Annotated in this window: 18 protein-coding genes; 9 read left to right on the forward strand and 9 right to left on the reverse strand. The window is 60.8% G+C overall.

Going from position 1 to position 18140, the window contains the following annotated elements; all coding sequences use genetic code 11:
* The first annotated feature begins 98 nt into the window (after window positions 1-98).
* Both NZ453_RS09990 and NZ453_RS09995 read left to right on the forward strand, forming a co-directional pair.
* Entirely contained in the window at window positions 99-1721 is a 1623-nt protein-coding gene (locus NZ453_RS09990; RefSeq protein WP_263770405.1) for a phosphoethanolamine transferase, read from the forward strand.
* A 287-nt stretch (window positions 1722-2008) separates the two neighbouring features.
* A complete protein-coding gene (locus tag NZ453_RS09995; RefSeq protein ID WP_263770406.1) occupies window positions 2009-2707 on the forward strand; it encodes a PEP-CTERM sorting domain-containing protein in 699 nt (232 codons plus the stop codon).
* A 180-nt stretch (window positions 2708-2887) separates the two neighbouring features.
* Here NZ453_RS09995 and bla read toward each other — a convergent pair whose 3' ends face one another.
* On the reverse strand, window positions 2888-3775 hold the full coding sequence (gene bla / locus NZ453_RS10000; protein ID WP_263770407.1) for a class A beta-lactamase: 888 nt from the start codon (window positions 3773-3775) through the stop codon (window positions 2888-2890).
* A 127-nt stretch (window positions 3776-3902) separates the two neighbouring features.
* On the opposite strand from bla, the gene NZ453_RS10005 reads away from it, so the two are divergent.
* The gene (locus NZ453_RS10005) at window positions 3903-4757 is read left to right on the forward strand and encodes a LysR family transcriptional regulator (RefSeq protein WP_263770408.1); all 855 of its coding nucleotides are present in this window, start codon (window positions 3903-3905) and stop codon (window positions 4755-4757) included.
* A gap of 6 nt (window positions 4758-4763) precedes the next feature.
* Here the strand turns inward: NZ453_RS10005 and NZ453_RS10010 are convergent, their stop codons facing one another.
* A complete protein-coding gene (locus NZ453_RS10010) occupies window positions 4764-5735 on the reverse strand; it encodes a GlxA family transcriptional regulator (protein WP_263770409.1) in 972 nt (323 codons plus the stop codon).
* A 124-nt stretch (window positions 5736-5859) separates the two neighbouring features.
* On the opposite strand from NZ453_RS10010, the gene NZ453_RS10015 reads away from it, so the two are divergent.
* Window positions 5860-6492 (forward strand): cysteine hydrolase family protein, encoded by a 633-nt coding sequence (locus NZ453_RS10015; RefSeq protein ID WP_263770410.1) that lies wholly within the window; start codon window positions 5860-5862, stop codon window positions 6490-6492.
* 144 nt (window positions 6493-6636) lie between these two features.
* On the forward strand, window positions 6637-8148 hold the full coding sequence (locus NZ453_RS10020) for an FGGY-family carbohydrate kinase (RefSeq protein ID WP_263770411.1): 1512 nt from the start codon (window positions 6637-6639) through the stop codon (window positions 8146-8148).
* A 27-nt stretch (window positions 8149-8175) separates the two neighbouring features.
* Here the strand turns inward: NZ453_RS10020 and NZ453_RS10025 are convergent, their stop codons facing one another.
* Window positions 8176-8910: an ABC transporter substrate-binding protein gene (locus NZ453_RS10025; RefSeq protein ID WP_263770412.1), complete on the reverse strand. Its 735-nt coding sequence runs from the start codon at window positions 8908-8910 to the stop codon at window positions 8176-8178.
* Window positions 8911-8939: 29 nt separating this feature from the next.
* Window positions 8940-9260 carry a quaternary ammonium compound efflux SMR transporter SugE gene (gene sugE, locus NZ453_RS10030; RefSeq protein ID WP_275983138.1) on the reverse strand — a complete coding sequence of 107 codons (321 nt, stop codon included), beginning with the start codon at window positions 9258-9260 and terminating at the stop codon, window positions 8940-8942.
* Window positions 9261-9502: 242 nt separating this feature from the next.
* On the opposite strand from sugE, the gene NZ453_RS10035 reads away from it, so the two are divergent.
* On the forward strand, window positions 9503-9946 hold the full coding sequence (locus NZ453_RS10035) for a hypothetical protein (RefSeq protein ID WP_263770413.1): 444 nt from the start codon (window positions 9503-9505) through the stop codon (window positions 9944-9946).
* Window positions 9947-9953: 7 nt separating this feature from the next.
* On the opposite strand, the gene NZ453_RS10040 is transcribed toward NZ453_RS10035, so the two are convergent.
* Window positions 9954-10859, reverse strand: a complete 906-nt coding sequence (locus tag NZ453_RS10040) for a LysR family transcriptional regulator (protein ID WP_263770414.1) — start codon at window positions 10857-10859, stop codon at window positions 9954-9956.
* Between the two features lie 170 nt (window positions 10860-11029).
* Between NZ453_RS10040 and NZ453_RS10045 the strand changes: the two genes are divergently transcribed.
* From NZ453_RS10045 to gap, 3 genes are all read left to right on the forward strand, one after another.
* On the forward strand, window positions 11030-12043 hold the full coding sequence (locus NZ453_RS10045) for a zinc-binding alcohol dehydrogenase family protein (RefSeq protein ID WP_263770415.1): 1014 nt from the start codon (window positions 11030-11032) through the stop codon (window positions 12041-12043).
* Window positions 12044-12161: 118 nt separating this feature from the next.
* Window positions 12162-13145 carry a GlxA family transcriptional regulator gene (locus tag NZ453_RS10050; protein ID WP_263770416.1) on the forward strand — a complete coding sequence of 328 codons (984 nt, stop codon included), beginning with the start codon at window positions 12162-12164 and terminating at the stop codon, window positions 13143-13145.
* Window positions 13146-13218: 73 nt separating this feature from the next.
* Window positions 13219-14229: a type I glyceraldehyde-3-phosphate dehydrogenase gene (gene gap, locus NZ453_RS10055; RefSeq protein WP_263770417.1), complete on the forward strand. Its 1011-nt coding sequence runs from the start codon at window positions 13219-13221 to the stop codon at window positions 14227-14229.
* Window positions 14230-14382: 153 nt separating this feature from the next.
* Here the strand turns inward: gap and NZ453_RS10060 are convergent, their stop codons facing one another.
* The 4 genes from NZ453_RS10060 to NZ453_RS10075 all read right to left on the reverse strand — a co-directional run bounded on the left by NZ453_RS10060 (window position 14383) and on the right by NZ453_RS10075 (window position 17798).
* Window positions 14383-14802, reverse strand: a complete 420-nt coding sequence (locus NZ453_RS10060) for a DUF1801 domain-containing protein (RefSeq protein WP_263770418.1) — start codon at window positions 14800-14802, stop codon at window positions 14383-14385.
* 149 nt (window positions 14803-14951) lie between these two features.
* Complete coding sequence (locus NZ453_RS10065; RefSeq protein ID WP_263770419.1) at window positions 14952-16613, reverse strand: methyl-accepting chemotaxis protein; 1662 nt, start codon at window positions 16611-16613, stop codon at window positions 14952-14954.
* A gap of 403 nt (window positions 16614-17016) precedes the next feature.
* Complete coding sequence (locus NZ453_RS10070) at window positions 17017-17439, reverse strand: hypothetical protein (protein ID WP_263770420.1); 423 nt, start codon at window positions 17437-17439, stop codon at window positions 17017-17019.
* Window positions 17440-17588: 149 nt separating this feature from the next.
* A complete protein-coding gene (locus tag NZ453_RS10075) occupies window positions 17589-17798 on the reverse strand; it encodes a hypothetical protein (RefSeq protein WP_263770421.1) in 210 nt (69 codons plus the stop codon).
* Between the last annotated feature and the right edge of the window lie 342 nt (window positions 17799-18140).

The raw sequence follows: 18140 nt of genomic DNA on the forward strand, positions 1-18140 counted from the left end.
CGCCTTAAGGTGAGGTGCTTATCGTTGCGGACGCGCTCAACCATCACTGGCGACAACTCCCGGGACGTCCCGGGCTATAACCCATAAAGGCGGCCGGCTTGAAGCTAAACCTTCCTTCAAAAACCCTAAGCGGCAATACGCTCATCCTTCTCGTTTCCCTGGTCATCGTCGCTGGCGGCAACCTCACGTTCTTTTCCAACGTCCTCAAAACCTACTCGCTGGGCGGGATGGGGATCGTGTACTTCGGATCGCTGGCAATTGTGCTCACCGCGATCACGGCGTTGCTGTTCTCGCTGGTCTGCTTCGGGCGACTGACGAAACCGATCCTGGTTGTGTTCCTGCTCCTCTCGTCATTGGCGGCCTATTTCATGGACAGCTACGGCGTCGTGATCAACGAGGAGATGCTGCGCAACGCCATTGAGACCAATGCCGCGGAGAGTTTCGACCTGCTCACCGGTAAGCTCGTTCTGTACTTTGTCCTGCTCGGCGTGCTGCCAGCGTTCGTCGTCAGCCGATTCCGTCTCAAGCCGCGGGGCTTCGGCGCCGCGTTTAGGGCGAGGGCCATTTTTGTCGTCGTTCTCGTCGGTGTGATTGGGGCGTTGATTGCCGCTTCGGGCCCGTTCTACGCTTCCTTTCTGCGCGAACACAAATCGCTACGCAGCTATGCCAACCCGACCTATTTCACCTACTCGTCGGTGAGGCTCGTTCAAGGCGCGTCGGCTGCCACGGGCGGCACGCAGACGGTTGCCGTCCTCGGCGAGGATGCGCGGATACCGGAGACCGACCAGGATCGCGAGCTTATCTTCCTCGTCGTCGGCGAAACGGCGCGTGCCGATCATTTTTCGCTCAACGGCTACGAACGCGACACCAATCCCCGGTTGCGTGAGGCGAAGGCCGTCAGCTTTCCCAACGTGTGGTCATGCGGCACATCAACGGCCGTTTCGGTCCCCTGCATGTTCTCGATGGGCGGCATGGACAAGTTTGACGTGAAGACGGCCGGCTTGAAGGAAAACCTGCTCGACGTGCTTCGGCATGCGGGCGTGAACGTGCTGTGGCTGGAGAACAATTCGGACTCGAAAGGCGTCGCCATCCGGTCCGACTACCGGAACTTCAAATCGCGCGACCTCAACCCGGTATGCGATGAGGAGTGCCGTGACGAAGGCATGCTGGTCGGGCTACAGGACTACATCGACAGCCACCCGAAAGGCGACATCGTGGTCGTCATGCATCAGATGGGTAATCACGGGCCTGCGTACTTCAAGCGTTATCCGCCAGCGTTCGAGAAATTCACGCCGGCATGCAAGAGCAACGACTTGAGCCAGTGCAGTAACGAAGAAATACGCAACGCCTACGATAACGCGATCCTTTATACCGACCATTTCCTCGGTAAAGCGATCGATGTGCTGAAGCACAATGACGACAAGTTCGAAACCGCCCTGTTATACCTCAGCGACCATGGCGAATCGCTGGGTGAAAACGGTATCTACCTGCATGGCTTGCCCCGCGCCGTCGCGCCCGAGGCCCAGATCCACATTCCGGCGGTGATGTGGACAGGGAAGGGTTTCGCGCACGAGATCGACGAACAGGGGCTGCAGAAGAAACGCTTGGAACGTTTTACCCACGACAGCGTCCCGCATACAGTGCTCGGGTTGATGGAGATCCAAACCAAGGTATACCGCCCGGAACTCGATATCCTCAAAGGTTTGAGAAAACACGAGTAGGCGGTAGCGCCTTCCGGCTGATCAGCGTTCCGGTCGCCTCCTTACCGGGGCTGCCCGTGGAGGCGAAAACAGGCGCCCCCTGTCGGAGCCCTTTACACCTGCCCGTGCTTACCTTTCGGGCAATCTCGCCAAGGCCCGAAAACCTTTTTCTTTTCAAGGTCATTCCCTTCTCCGGAATGCACCTTGCTTCGCCCTCATTGCGCCAGCGGATACCGTTGTCTGAGGTATTCCTGCCGCGAGGTTCCAATACCAAGAAGTACGCAAGTACCTAACAGGGGGATTTCATCATGCTAACCAAGGCGATCTGGCCGCTTTTCGCACTCGTTGTCGCATCAAATGCGGCGGCGTATTCGGTGAACAACGCCAGCGGATGGAACACAACGGGCCTGACCGGGTTCTCCACGACCGGCGCGATGATGGACGGAATGACCGTCTCGGCCATCTTCGTCGATGGGACCAAGCAAACGGCGACCTGGGCCGACGATCCGTCGTCGGAAAACGGCGGTAAGGCAAGCGGTACGGACTTCATCTTCAGGGAATCGGGTGACACCTTCAGCAATCGCTGGACGCTGACGAGCACCGCGAGCCTGAAACCCATCCGCTCCTTGATCGTCGATGCAGGTACCGGCAATACCGTGTTCGATATCGTGTACGCAATGGGTATGGATTTCGGTTCGCCAGGATCGATGAACGGCTACTTCGACATAACGCTCATCAAGGCAGGCGTCGTCGCCGATGTCGTCTTCTCCGGACCGGTTTCTGTAAATCATGTCTTTTACGGCGACCTGTACCGGACGATGACGATCAACTTCACGAACCCGGAAGGCTACTTCGGCTTCAATTTCTTCCGTATTCAGGCCGATACCGACAACCTGCGAATCGCGGGCGACATCGTGCCCGACAATGGCGTCCCTGAGCCGACGGTCATCGCGCTACTGGGCGCTAGTCTGCTGGGCCTGGCGTTTGGTCGTCGCCGGAGGATGTAGCCTCGGGTGTCTGAATTCGAGGGTACAAGCGCCCTCAAAACTGAGAGAAGGAGCCAAGGGCTTCCAGTGATGGGAGCCCTTGGCGTTTTCCGGCGTGATAAGCCACCTGTTTCCAACGTAACCATTGCCGCGACGCTTGCGAAAGGCGGCGTACGACGCCGGGTGCGAAATCGGCCGCGCCTAATCGCTCAGCCCGGCAATCAACCGGCCGATTTCCTTGTACGTGGATTCTTTGGCGGCGGCGTTTCCGGTTGCCCCCGCGAGATAGGCGGTAACGACGAAGGGAGAGCGTGCGCCTGCCCAGATGACGCCGATGTCCGCCATGTCGCGTCGGCTCGTTCCCGTCTTGTCAGCGATAATCCAGTTCTCGGGAAGCCCGGCCTTCAGCCGCTTGCCGCCGGTTTGGTTGCCGACGAGCCAGGCACGCAGGAGCTGCCGCGACTTTTCGGACAGTACGTTACCCAGGACCAATGAACGAACCGTTTCGGCCATCGCGCGCGGCGTCGTTGTGTCCATCGGCTCCGTGGGGTGCGGATTGTTCAGTTCGGTTTCGTACCGATCGAAACGCGTCACGGTGTCCCCGATCTGGCGGATGAATCCGGTAAGACCGGCCGGCCCGCCGAAGCTCTTCAGGATGAGGTTCGCCGCCGTGTTGTCGCTCGTCACCAAGGTCGCCTCGCATAGCTCGGCGAGTGACATGCCATTGCCGTCCGCGTGCTTCTCGGTGACGGGCGACCACTCGACGAGATCCTTCTTGGCGTAGGTAATGCGGCGTTGTATCGAATCCTGGCCTTGGTCATCACGATAGAGGGCGAACGCACTGGCGGCGAGCTTGAAGGAGCTCAGCATCATGAAGCGTTCGTCGGACCGGTTACCGTATTGCGCTCCCGTCGCCGTGTCGAGGATGTGAACGCCCAGCCTTCCACCCGACGTGGCTTCCAGCGCGCGCAGGCGGGCGTGGGCTGCGTCGGTGCCCAGATCGGCCGAGGCGAAACTATTTCTTGTATTGATCGCGAGCAGAGGCAAAACCGCGGCCGGTGTGAGCGAGATGAATCTGCGTCTGTCCATGGGCGTTTTCTCCTGTAATCTGGTTGGGGGTGGAAGCGAGATTCTAGGGAACCGTCTGCGATCGAAAAAACGGGAAAAAACTCGGACTGACCAAAGAAAAACTTGGAGAACTCCCGGAGGGAAATGCATGGATTTGCCGCTCAATGCCTTGCGTGCCTTTGAAGTCTCGGCGCGCCATCTCAACTTTACCCGTGCAGCCGAAGAGCTTTGCCTGACTCAGACCGCGGTCAGTCAGCACGTGCGCAATCTCGAAAGCCGCCTCGGCACACGACTGTTCCGCCGCGTGCCGAAGGGCTTGGCCTTGACCGACGAAGGACTGATGCTGTTGCCGGTACTGGTCGAGTCGTTCGAGCGCATGTCGTCGCTGCTCGACAACCTGCGCCGCGGCCAGAAGCGGGAGGTATTGTCCGTGGGGACCGTGGGCACTTTCGCCGTCGGTTGGCTGTTGCCGCGCCTCGGTGAATTCCAGAAGCGGCATCCTTTCGTCGAACTCCGCTTGTTCACCAACAACAACCGAGTGGATCTGGCGGGTGAGGGGCTCGACTGCGCGATTCGCTTTGGCGACGGCCATTGGCACGGAACCGAAGCGCTGCGGCTGATGAGCGCTCCGTTGGCTCCGATGTGTTCGCCGCTTCTTCGAGGGCGCTTCAAGGAGCCGCGCGATCTGTGCGCCGCGCCGCTGTTACGTTCGTACCGCAATGACGAATGGGCGGCGTGGTTCCGACAGGCAGAGGTTACCCCGCCGGTGATTACGGGCCCGATGTTCGACTCGTCGCTCGTGCTCGCCGATGCTGCCGCGCAAGGTGCCGGCGTGGCCTTGCTGCCGACCCGTTTCTTCGAGCGCGACCTGCGCAGCGGCCGGTTGGTCAGGCCGTTCGATATCGAGATCCAAGCGGGCCGCTATTGGTTGACGTCGCTGACGACGCGGCGCCGGACGGAGGCGATGGACGCCTTTCGCGACTGGATTCTCACCGCGGCTTGACGGTATTTAGCCCCCCTTGAAGGTTCGCCGCCACGCATTCGGCGATACCCCGAACGCCTTGCGGAAATGCAGGCGCAACGAGACGGGCGAACCGAAGCCGACGCTCGCAGCAATGCGCTCGACCGACTGATCGCCGGCTTCGAGAAGACGCTGCGTGAGGCGCAGCCGTTCGCTGAGGAGCCATTCGAGGACAGTGTTCCCGGTCAGCGCACGGAAGTGGCGCGTGAATGTGCGCCGGCTCATCAACGCTTTTTCGGACAGCGAATCCAACGTGTGGGGGAGTTGCAGGTTGGCGCGCACCCAGTCGATCAGTCCCGCCAGCCGGGCGTCGCCGGCGCTCTCGGGAAGCGGTTGTTCGACGAATTGGGCCTGCCCACCCTGGCGATGCGGTGGCACGACGAGGCGGCGAGCCACGTGATTGGCATATTCCGCACCGCACCAGCGGCGTAGCAGGTGCAGGCAACAGTCAATGCCGGCCGCCGTGCCGGCGGAAGTCAACACGTTGCCGTCTTCGACGTAGAGCACGTCGGCGTCAACCTGCACCCGCGGGTAGCGGCGCGCGAAGTCGCCCGCGTAGGCCCAATGCGTCGTCGCGCGACATCCGTCGAGCAGCCCGGCTTCGGCCAGTACGTAAGAACCCAGGCATAGCCCGACGATCAGGGCGCCGCGGCGTTCGGCGGCTTGCAGCGCGGCGATGAGTTCCTCCGGAGGTGCTACGTCCGGATCGGGCCAACTGGGCACGATGATCGTGTCGGCGCACCGTGTCGCTCTCAGACCGTGCGAGGCGCTGATGGTGAATCCGGCAGAGGTGGCCAGCGACGTCCCGCCTGCCGAGCAGACGAGCAGGTCGAGCGGTGGATGGATGAATGGCGCATCCACTTTCGATTCACCGAAGACCAGGCAAGGGACGGAGAGAGGGAACGGGCTGATGCCGTCGAAGGCAATGACCGCGATCGTGTGGCCGGGCTTCGTTCTCATGAAAATCGATGGCGCACGTGAATGGCCCGATCTTATCGTATTTTGTCGATCGGGCCACTCGTCGCCAGATCGCCAGCCGCGAATAATGGCTGCGTCATTTACGCAACCAACGAAAGGAAACGCGATGTCGCAACCTAAACGAGCGCTCGTCGTCATCGACGTGCAGAACGAATATTTCACCGGCAACTTGAAGATCGAATATCCCGATGTGGCCGTTTCATTGCCGAACGTTTGCCGGGCCATGGACGCGGCGCGAGCGCACGGGATTCCGATCGTCGTTGTCCAGCACATTGCCCCGGAAGGAGCACCGATCTTTGCGCCGGGAACCCCTGGGGGCGCGTTGCATCCGGAGATCGCACGTCGCGACTGCGACCTGATCGTCGAGAAGAAGCGCACCAGCGCGTTGCACGGAACGCCGCTCGCCGCCTGGCTGCGCGAGCGGGCCATCGATACGCTGACCATCGTCGGCTACATGACCCACAACTGCGACCACACGACCGTGCTTCATGCCGGCCAGGAGGGATGGAAGGTCGAGGTTTTACATGACGCGACCGGTTCTGTTCCGTATGCGAACGAGATGGGCTTTGCGTCGGCCGAGGATATCCACCGTGTGTTCATGATCGTCATGCAGAGCAATTTCGCCGCCGTGGCGAGTACGGAGGATTGGCTGCACGCAGTGGAAGACGGGAAGCCGCTGCCGTCGAGTTCGATCGTTCAATCCAATCGCCAGGCAGTCGCTGCGCGAAGCGCCGGTTGATAGCAACCAGTCTGGTTGGTGCCCATGCATCCTCGGGCGCACTCGGAATCGTGCGAGTTGCTGGACCCGTCCACCGGGAAAAGCGGGTGCTGTCGATGGCAAAGCCTAGAATGGGGTTGTTCCGATCCCAATAAGGCAGCCGCCATGCAGAACTATTTTGTCGGAATCGATAACGGGGGAAGCGTCACCAAAGCGGTGGTGTTCGATGCGGCCGGCAGGGAGGTAGCATGCGCGGCGGAACGTGTTCCGGTCATCCATTCTCATCCCGGTTTTACCGAGCGCGATATGGAAGCGTTGTGGCGAGCTAACGTCGATGTCATTCGCGACGTGGTGGCGGCGTCCGCCGTAGATCCCCGGCGGATTGCCGGTATCGCGTGCACCGGCCACGGCAAAGGCATGTATCTGTGGGGAACGGATGACCGACCGGCGGCCAACGGCATCGTTTCCACCGATACCCGCGCGTGGGCGTATCCGGACGAGTGGAAGCGCAACGGCGTGTCGGCGGATGCTTTCCCGAAGATCATGCAGACCCCGCTGGCTTGTCAGCCGGCCGCCCTCTGGCGTTGGTTCCAGGACAACGCACCGGAGGTGCTGCAGCGCGTGCGCTGGTTGTTCTCGGTGAAGGACTACATCCGTTTTCGCCTGACTGGCGAAGCCTGGGCGGAGATGACGGATTACTCGGGGTCCGGGTTGATGAACCTTGCCGAAACCCGGTTCGATCGCGAGTTGCTTGATGTATTCGGCATCGCCGACGTGTATGACCGCTTGCCGCCGCTGTGCGGCTCGACGGCGTTGTGCGGGACGGTGACGGAAGAGGCTGCACGGCTCACGGGGCTCATGGCCGGGACACCCGTGGCCGCCGGCATGTTCGATATCGACGCCTGTGCCGTCGCCATGGACGTGACCGACGAAACCAACTTGTGCGTGGTCGCCGGCACGTGGGGAATCAACGAGTACGTTTCGCGAAAGCCGGTGCTTGACGGTTCGATCCACATGAATTCGTTGTTCTGTGCGCCCGGCTACTATCTGGTGGAAGAGTCGAGCCCCACATCAGTCAGCAACAACGATTGGTTCATCGACGTTTTTATGGAAAGCGAAAAAACGCTCGCGCAACAGCGCGGGGTCAGCCTGCATGCACTGGCTGAGGAACTTGCGGCCTCCATGGGCATGGACGAGCCGCCGATTCTTTTCCTACCGTTTCTGTACGGTTCGAACGACAACCCGCAGGCGCGAGCCTGTTTCCTCGGGTTGGAAAGCAGCCACTCGCGCCCGCACCTCATCCGTGCCGTACTTGAAGGCGTCGTCTTCTCACATCGCGTGCATGTCGAACGTTTGCTCGCCGGTCGCTCCCGCCCAGAAGCGGTTCGCCTGGCCGGCGGCGCCGTGAATAACCGGGTGTGGTGCCAGATTTTCGCCGACGTGCTTGGCCTCCCGATCGAGACCGTCGATACCCGGGAACTCGGTGCGCTTGGAGCCGCCATGGCGGCTGCGGTGGCCACCGGCGGCTATCCCGATCTCAAGGCTGCCGCGCGCGCCATGGTGCGGATAGCGGATCGTCTCGAACCCGATCTGGGTAAGAAACCCGAGTACGACAAGAAGTTCGGGTTGTTTACGGCGGCCAGTGCCGCGCTGGACGGGCTTTGGAAAAGGTTCTAGAGCGAATGAAGATGAGGGGAGCCTCGATTACGTCGACGGGCCGACGACCGTTGCCCCTTCGACGCCGTGGCGGGCAAGGGATTGGGCGATGAAGCCGTTGGCTTTCAGTTCCTCGACGAAGCCCGTCAATTGTGCGGCTGTTTCCTCGCCGCGGGCCCTCGCGACACCCATCGCCTGCCGGATGATCATGAAGTGGCCGGGCAGCAGGCGCAGGTCCGGATAGCGCCGCATGTCGGCCTCGAGTTGTTGCTTGACGCTCGCGGCGACATCGATTTGCTGTTCCATGAACAGGTCGACCACCGCCTGCGTGTTCGGTGCGCGCACCAGTTCTGCTTCTTTGAGCGACCGTGATAGGAAAAGGTCGTAGGCACTGCCACGGCCGACCACGACCCGCCTACCGTGTCGATCGACGTCTTCGTTGGTACGGACTGGCGACGCTTCGCGTACGAGGTAGCTGCCTTCGATGAGCAGGTAAGGTTCGGTGAAGGCGATCTGTTCGCCACGCTTTGGGTCGATGGCAAAGAAGCCGATATCCGCGAGTCCTTCGGCGATGGCCTCGACCGACTGTTGCGCGGTATCGACAGCGACGAGTTCAAGCCCGACACCGAGCCGCTGGGCGAATTCGGTCGCCATGTCGATGGTCACGCCATAAGGCGGTTTGTCGGGAAACGAGCGGCGCGCGAGGACCGCATTGCCGAGGTTGATCGCTGCGCGCAGCTTGCCGCCGGGAGCGAATAGATCGACGGCGTAGACCTGGGTCATGGCGTTTCTCTCAGTGCTTCCGATATGGACTAGGGCGTGGCCAGCTTGAGGCCAACGATGCCGGCCAGGATCAGCGCGAGGCTAAGGAGCCGGCCGATGTTTGCCGATTCTCCGAAAAGGATGATGCCGAGGATCGCCGTACCGACGGCGCCGACCCCTACCCATACCGCATACGCGGTGCCGACCGGCAACGATTTCATGGCGATGCCGAGCAGGACGACGCTCAATATCATGGCGATCGCGGTTCCCACGCTCGGCCACAGGCGCGTGAATCCTTCCGTGTATTTGAGCCCGATGGCCCAGGCCATTTCAAAGAGACCCGCGGCAAAAAGCAGCAACCAGTTCATCATTAACTCTCGCAAGATTCCATCCCTTTTTGACTGGAGCACCGGGAAACGTTCCATGCTCGAAGGGACCTATGTCTTGGATTGTACGTGGATGACGTCGCCAGGCGAATCGAGTGAGCCGCTTGCACGTTGCCCCGCAAGACGGCGCGAGTGGTGTATGTGGTGTATGGCCGTAGCGGCGAACTATTCGAAGGTCACCGGTTCCAATCTCCGGGTGTGGGATAACGCATGGAAACGGAGCCATCATGTTCTTCAAGGCGCGAGCCGGGCATTCCCTCAACCCGATGTACTACTTCGTGAGCTTTCACTCGCCGTATTTCCTCCTGTATGTGAAGTGCCCCAAAGCGCGCGTTTGGCAACTTGCTCGTTCGCAGCAGGAACCGTTGAAAGTCGTCGACGGAAGCGCCGAGCGGACGGTGTATCCCGTTCTCCTTTTCTCATCACGCGACGATGCCGAACACTATGCGGCCAAGGTTCTTGGACTCCGGCCGAAGAAGGTTTCCTTCGGTCTGAGCGTCTTTCTGCTTTGGCATGAGGGTGAACACTTCGAGCCGGTTACGTTGCCGGAAGAGACCATCTCCGTCGAGATCAAACTGCGGGTCGCGCCCGTTGTCTATGTGAAAGAGGAACACCCCGAGAAGATGGGGTCGGTACACCCCTTGCCGTTTGCCGAGCGCCGCCGGGATTAAAGGCTTATCAGGAACCGGCTGCTGTCTCGCCGAATCGTATCGCCAGGAATTCCCGCAGTCTTTGCACCGTATGGGTCAGCGCGCTGCGGTGCGCACAGACGAGCTGCAGCGGCGTCGGCTGGCCGAATTCGGGTGGAAATATTTCTACCAGACGCCCCGCCTGCAAGTCGGGCAGCACGTCGAGCCGCGATTTGTACACGACCCCGTACCCCGCGACCGCCCAGCGCCGGACCACGTCGGCATCGTCGCAGACGCGGTCGCCGTTCACCTTGATGGTCTGCGCGCCGTTCGGCAATTGGAAGGTCCAACGATCGTAAACCTCGTCGCCCATCACGTACCGCAGGCAGTTGTGTTGGCGCAGGTCCTCCGGAACCCGCGGCGCGCCCGCCCGAGCCAGATAGGCGGGGGAGGCGCAGACGGTACGTCGGTTGTCGGGCGCCAGCGGCAGGGAAACGAGGCTCGAATCGGCCAGCCGTCCGTAGCGGATTCCCACGTCGAGCGGTTCGCGGAAGAAGTCCGCCGTTTGGTCGCTCATGCGCAGATGCAACGAGAGCTTCGGGTGCTGCTCCTGGAACTCGTCCAACCACGGCAGCAGCACGTTGCGGCCCAGATCGGAGGGGACCGAAAGCCGCAAGACGCCACCGATTTCGGCTCGGCCTTGGGCCAGAGCCTCCTCGCCGCCGGCCACCGCCGAAAGGATCGCCTGCGCGTGCGGCAGGTAGCGTTCGCCGTCGGGCGAAAGCCGCATACGGCGCGTCGAGCGTACGAAGAGCCGAAGCCCCAATTCGCTCTCCAGGCGTTGCACGCCCCCGCTGGCGAGCGCGGGGCTCAGATCAAGCTGGCGAGCCGCTGCCGAGAAGCTTCCGAGTTGGGCAGCGTGAACAAAAACCTGCAAGTCGTCGAGCCGAACCATTTTCAAAACAAACGAGAAAGTGTTTGGTCATTTTCCTCGTTTATCGCCATAAAACAATCCGCGAAGATGGCCTCCGACACTACCCGATGGGCTCGCGGGCCATCACATCGATGCTCCGGGTCCCGGTATGGGTTGTCTTCATCCCCTAACTTTTCGTAAGGAGTTCGCAAATGAAAGCCGTCGGTTTGTACAAATCCCTCCCCATCGACCACCCGGAATCGCTGGTCGACATCGAATTGCCTGATCCCGTCGCGACGGGCCACGACCTGCTTGTCGAAGTCCACGCGGTTTCGGTCAATCCGGTCGACGTGAAGGTGCGCATGAAAGCGACCCTCGCCGCCGGTGAGCCACGTGTGCTTGGGTGGGATGCTGCCGGCATCGTGCGGGCGGTGGGCGAGAAGGTGACACGGTTCAAGGTCGGCGATCGCGTCTGGTACGCGGGTCAGATCGACCGGCCGGGGAGTAACGCCGAACTACAACTCGTCGACGAGCGCATCGTCGGCCCCGTTCCCACCAAGCTCGATTTCGCCGAAGCCGCGGCCATGCCGCTAACCGCCCTCACGGCGTGGGAATTGCTGTTTGATCGCCTGAAAGTGCAGGAAGCCGATCCGACGCAAGAGAACAGGCTGCTCGTCGTCGGGGCCGCCGGTGGCGTGGGCTCGATTCTCGTTCAACTCGCTCGTCGCCTCACTGGATTGACCATCGTGGCCACGGCTTCGCGCCAGGAGACGCGCGATTGGGCGCTGGAACAAGGTGCGCATTACGTCATCGATCACCATCAACCTTGGGCAGAACAGCTTGCCCAGCTCGGCATTGGCGATGTGACGCACGTCGCAAGTCTCACGCACACGGGTTCATACATTCCGCAAATCGTCGACGTCCTGCGCGCCGAAGGCCAGCTTGGGCTGATCGACGATCAAGCTCAACTCGATATCATGCCCTTCAAGGCCAAGGCGCTCTCGGTGCACTGGGAAATGATGTTTACCCGGCCGGTATTCAAAACGTCGACCCTGGCCCGCCAGCACGACATCCTGCGCAAAGTGGCCACGCTCGTTGACGCCGGGGTGGTGCGGACGACGTTGGCCCGACGTATCCAGGGAATAAATGCGACGAATCTCAAGGAAGCGCACGCGCAGATCGAGACGGGAACCACGCGCGGCAAGATCGTTCTCGAAGGCTTCTAGATAGACGCCTCTCAAGACCCTCACCCTGGGCATGAGCAGGTCGCCGCAGGGGTGGGAGCCGCCTGCGGCGCCAAGTGCTACACTTGGCTCGTTTTATATAAAAGGTTCTTATGAGGCCATGCGCACGTTCCTGATCATCGTTCCCGACGGCGGCCTGCTATTCGAAGCGGCGGGGATCGCCGACATCCTTACGCATGCCAATCGGTGGAATACGGCTCAGTCTCAAGAGCCGCTGTACGAGGTGGCGATTGCCACCACGCAGCCGCATCGCGTGGCGCATGGGCAATCGGGGCTGAACCTCCTCGCGGACCATCGTCTCGCCGACCTCGACCCGGAGGAAGCGCGCGATACGATCGTGATCACCGGGCGGGGTATCAATGAAGATGAGCGCGTCGTTGTCGCAGAGTGGGTGCGCCGAGCCGCCCCGCATGCGCGACGCACGGTTTCGGTCTGCGGCGGCGCGTGGATATTGGCGCTCGCGGGTTTGCTCGATGGGCGGCGGGCGACGACGCACTGGCGATTGCTCGACGCCTTGCAGGCGAACTTTCCGCAGGTGAAGGTGCAACGAGGGCCGATCTATGTACGGGAAGACTCGATCTGGACGTCGGCTGGCGTGACGGCTGGCTTCGACCTGACGCTCGCCCTTGTCGAGGAGGATTGCGGTTTCGCTTTGGCGCGCGACGTGGCGCAAGACCTGGTGATGTACCTGCGCCGTCCTGGCGGGCAGTCGCAATTCAGCCGCTATCTGCTCACGCAGGCGAAGACGCCGGGGCCGATCCGCGATCTGCAGGCGTGGATTCTGGAAAACCTGGACGAAGATCTCTCGGTGGAAGCGCTGGCCGGTCAGGTTTCGATGAGTCCGCGCAACTTCACTCGCGTCTTCACGCGCGAAACCGGTATTTCGCCAGCGAAGTACGTGGAAGAGGCCCGGCTCGATGCAGCCCGTCAGCGCCTCGAGCAGGGGGCGGAAGGCGTGGAGCAGGTGGCACTGGCAACGGGCTTCGGTAACGGCCTCAATCTACGCCGGGTCTTCGAACGAAATCTGCAGCTTACGCCCACCGAGTATCGAGACCGCTTTTGTTCGCAAGTTGGCTTAAATTGATCTTTTAATGTCGTGTACGCCATTCTTCGCCGCGGCTAAAGTGAGCGAAGGATAAACAGCGACAGGAGCAAAGATGGTCAAGATAGGTATCAACGGGTTCGGCCGCATCGGTCGCAACGTTCTGCGCGCTGCTCACGGTCGGAATGACTTCCAGGTCGTCGCGATCAATGACCTGACCGACAGCAAGACGCTCGCTCATCTTCTAAAGTACGACTCGCTTCTTGGCACGTTTGCCGCCAACGTGGAAGCCGCGGAAGGGCAGATGGTGGTCGACGGACGGACGATCCAGGTGTTTTCCGAACGCGACCCCGGCGCGATTCCCTGGGCTAGCGCAGGCGTCGATATCGTGATCGAGGCGACCGGCTTTTTTACCGACAAGGCCAAAGCCGAAGTCCACATCAGCCGCGGTGGTGCCAAACGCGTGATCATCTCGGCGCCGGGGAAGAACGACGACCTCACGGTCGTCATGGGTGTCAATCATGATCGGTACGACCCTGCCCGCCACCGCGTGGTGAGTAACGGAAGCTGTACCACGAACGCGCTGGCGCCCGCGGCGCAAGTGCTTCACCAGGCTTTCGGCATCGAGTACGGCCTGATGAATACGACGCACGCCTATACCAACAGCCAGGCGCTGCACGACCAGCCGGAGAAGGATCTGCGCGGCGCCCGGGCCGCCGCTCTTTCGATCGTTCCGTACTCCAGCGGGGCGGCGAAGGCGATCGGCAAGGTCATCCCGGAGCTCGAAGGCCGGCTGACCGGTTATTCCCTGCGAGTGCCGGTACCCGTCGTCTCGATCGTTGATTTGTCGGTGACGCTCAAGCGCGACGTAACGGTAGCCGAAGTGAATGCCGCCTTCCGCGAAGCGGCTGTCTCCGGTCCGCTGAAGGGTATCCTCGGTTACAGCGAGGAACCGCTGGTGTCGAACGATTACCGGGGCGACGCGCGCTCTTCGATTGTCGACGGACTGTCGACCCTCGTCATCGGCGGCAAGCTGGTCAAGGTCCTGACGTGGTACGACAACGAATGGGGCTTCTCGAATCGCCTCATCGATCTCGCGCTGCTGATAGAGAAACGCGGGCTGTGATCGCGGCTTCAGCTCGGCGGCGCCTTTCCATACGTTAGCCGTTACGCAAGAACGCCGCTTGACCGATGGTTGCTTATAGGGAAATCAGGCGGGGCCGTGGGTCCCGCATTCCCTTGTGAGCCAGCGCCGTTTTGGGCGGGAAGGCCGCGGTGCTTACGCTTTCGCCTTGTGTGGCTTTCCCTTTCGGTTCGACGTGTTGAGATCGATCGCGCCGCGAACGAGCGCCTTGAACGCTTCGGCGTCGACTTCTTCCCCTTCGTGAATGTCGATTGCGCGGCGCGTATTGCCGTCGAGACTCGAATTGAAAAGCCCGGCCGGGTCGGGCAGCGAGGCACCCTTGGCGAACGTCAGTTTCACAATTGACTTGTAGGACTCGCCGGTGCAGATGATGCCATCGTGCGACCACACCGGCGTTCCCCTCCATTTCAACTCTTCCGCGACCTCGGCATCAACTTCCCTTATGAGCCGGCGCATCCTGCTCAGGGCCTCTCCGCGCCAGTCGCCGAGTTCGGCGATCCGTTTGTCGATCAGTTCGGATGGCGTGGCAGTCGCCGCCGCGTCGGTTTCGCTCATGTTCTCCTCCTGAAATGGCCTGACTCAAACGCTGATGTGGAAATGCCGCGAGGGTAATTCGACAATCCGACACCACCGTGACGTGGCACGTTCCCAGAGCTGAGCGAATCAGGATGGCCGCGAGGCAGGAGTCGCGGCCTGGGGCGAACCTAGGCTTTGAAACGATCTGCCAGTTCTCGCATTCCCGTCGACAGACGTTTCATCTCCTGGGCCGCGCGATTGACTTCTTCCATGGCCGAGCTGTTCTCGTCGCTCATGGTCGCAATGACTTCGACCTGCTTCGCGATCAAGTCGCTGGCCGTGCTCTGTTCCTTGAGTGCCGTGTCGATTTCCGCGGAGACCTCGACCACGCGCTTCGAGCCCCCGTGAATATTCACCATTGACTCGCCCGCTACCCGCGCGCTCTGCGCGTTGGTCTCCACCTGGTCTACGAATTGATGCGTCTGCTCGACGACGTTTTGCGTTTCGGTCTGGATGCTCTGGATGAGACCGGCGATTTCCTTTGTCGAACTCGCCGTGCGCTCGGCGAGCTTGCGTACCTCGTCGGCCACGACGGCAAAACCGCGCCCTTGTTCGCCGGCACGTGCGGCTTCGATCGCCGCGTTCAGGGCGAGAAGATTCGTTTGATCGGCAATTTCCTTGATCACGCCGACGATACCGCCGATTTCGTCGGTACGTTTATTCAAGGCTTCCATCGTTCGCGATGTCGTTTGAGCCGATTCGGCCATTTCCAACATTTCGCGCACCGTCTTGTCGATCGCAACACTGCCGTGTTCGGCGGTGCCAAGCGATTGGGTCGCAATATCCTTGGCCGTGCTCGACGAATCGGAAACATGGTTCAGGCTCACGGCCATTTGTTCCATGGAGGCGGCCATCGACGAGGTGGACTCGTTCTGCTGCTCGACGGAACTGGCCAATTGTGTGACCGAATGGGAGAGCTCGTCCGACGCGCTTGAAACTTCGGAGCCGGCCTCCTTCATCCGTCGCACGACGGACTGAAATTCGTCGAGGAGGCCGTTGACGCTTGCCGCTACGTCGGCCATCTCGTCGTGGCCCGGCATGTGGATGCGCCGGGTAAGGTCCAGGGAGGAGCGGATTTCCCCGGTCGTCGTTTGCACCTCGGCGATCTGCCGAGCGATTCGTCGCACCGTTATCCAGACAATCATCGTCGACAACACCAGGCCGGCGATCATCAGCGCGATTTGCAGGTTTCGCGCGCGATCGTAGGTGGCTTGGGACTCCTCGATCTGCCGAGCCAAATGAGCGAGTTCGCCTTCTTGTACCCCGGTCACGAGCTTGTTCATTGCCTCGGTGGCGGCGCGATCCTTTCCTTTCAGGGCAGCGTCGAGTTTCTTGCCGCTCTCCGGATCGTGGGTGTCGAATCCGTTAAGAGCTGCCTTGTAAGCTTCTCCCAACTCCACGTGGACGCGTAGCACATCTTGTAAGCCTTTGATGACTTCGGCATTGGCCGGGTCGTTCTCCTTGCTGAGCGAGTCGAGCGCCTTTTTAAGCCTTTCCTGGACCGTACGTTCCTTCTGGAGGAACGCGTCCCGATACTTCGCCAGCTCGCTTTCATCGTTGCCGCGAATGAGAATGTTTTTCCACTCCTGAACCTGCGTCTTGAAGTCGATCCCGGCGCTCTCTATCTCCACTAGATTGCCGATACCTCCTTGAATCTCCTGTATATCGGCGCGGAGTTGCGAATTGAAGTGCGACAGCTGGAAGAGTCCCAGTCCGCCGGCGAGGAAAATGCCGCCTACGGCGAGTAGGCCGAGGACAAAGATGCGGTGTTTGATGGTGAGACTGTTCATGTCGTATCCAGATTGAATTGAGGATGCAGCGGAAATGCGCAGGTCTCGGTGAATTGAGGGGTAGCGTGTGGAGATGCAGCCGGCGGACTGTATCAGCGGCCGAGCGCTCGCCTTGGCTTGGCTGTCGCCATTGGTGGCGTACAGCAAGGAATGCGGACATTCCGCGTATGAAAATCAGTGGGTTAGGTTAAGAGTGCAAGACGTGCGCATCGAGGCCGACCTTGCGCACATGGGTGCCGATGTGGCGGCTCTCGACCTATCCCTGTTAGCCACGATGAGGCCAACGCGGCGGTACCTCGATCGATTTGCTTGGTGTTGGCAACCGGCAATTCAGTGCTAGCCCACTGATCTTGGAGCACCAGGGCTGGGTTTCCCTCGTCGCCGGGCAAATCCTCGTCGGCAATCAGCGGCTAAACCAATGGAACCATCGCCGCTTGGCGCGCCGTGAGGCGAGTTCCTGGGCGATATGCAGGCATAAGCGGCGATGCGCGTCGCCATACGGATCATCGGCCCATTTATCTTCTACCTCGTGGTAAGCGCGCTGCTCAGAAAGGGTAGGGTGCGGTACCGGGTAGTCCCACGATTGGGATCGGTTTTCGTGCCATGACCGAATGACAGGCAAGATGATGGCGTTGAGCCGCTCTACAAAGCGGCATCGCTCCTGATAGTGCTCTCGCAACTCGTCTTCGAAAGCAAGGAGGAAGTGGTCCTCAATGTTCCAGTAAGCACCGCATAGCCTGTTGGTCGGGGGCAGTGTTCCGTTGCCAAGACCCTGGGCAATACCGATAGCGACGCGCACAACATCCGGGCCGGACACAATTTTCATGATTCCCTGACAAGAAGGACTGGAATTAAGGGGCCCACAAAGAGTGGCGCGAAAGGGGAAAAAACCGAGCCTGCGGCCTAAGGCGTCGGAAGATGAGTGCCGGGAGTGTTTTTTCCCAGCGGGCATCGCAAGGGGAATTCCGGCGACGCTTACTCCTCAGAGTCGAGTATGGCGATGATCCGTTGCGCCAATTCCCGCGCTCTTGGTTTGTCGAGAATGTACTGACGATCGGTGACGGCCTTTTCCAGCGCTTCGGTCGCATCGGGAAGGCAAGCAAAGGATAAAAGGATCGCCTCGTACTCGGGCAGCGTCTTCAGTTGCCAACCAGCCACGGCGAACGTCGTTGGGTCTTTTTTCATGCGGGTACCTCGGGGAAGGGGTGGCGGCGGACTCATGGTACTCCTTTATGCTGGATTTTCACTTCATGTGCGATGAAGCCCGTTTTCTTTGCGGTCAAACAACCCCCGAGGACCGGCGGATAGGATCGGGCGCCATCGATCGACGTCGTCTAGGGGCAGTTGGCCCTGATGGGGTCGCCATCATTGGCTGTTATCCATTGAAGTGTCGGCTACGCCGGTGCCGAGAGCGAAAAAGGGCCTGCTTCGATGGCCTGCTCCGGGGTGAAGCCGGTGGCTTGCAACCAGGCGTGTTTTCGGGAACAGTCACCGTTCGGCGGGCCGGTTTGGCACCGAGGGGATTTT

This window comes from Propionivibrio soli (assembly GCF_025770765.1).
GTDB classification, from domain to species: domain Bacteria; phylum Pseudomonadota; class Gammaproteobacteria; order Burkholderiales; family Rhodocyclaceae; genus Propionivibrio; species Propionivibrio soli.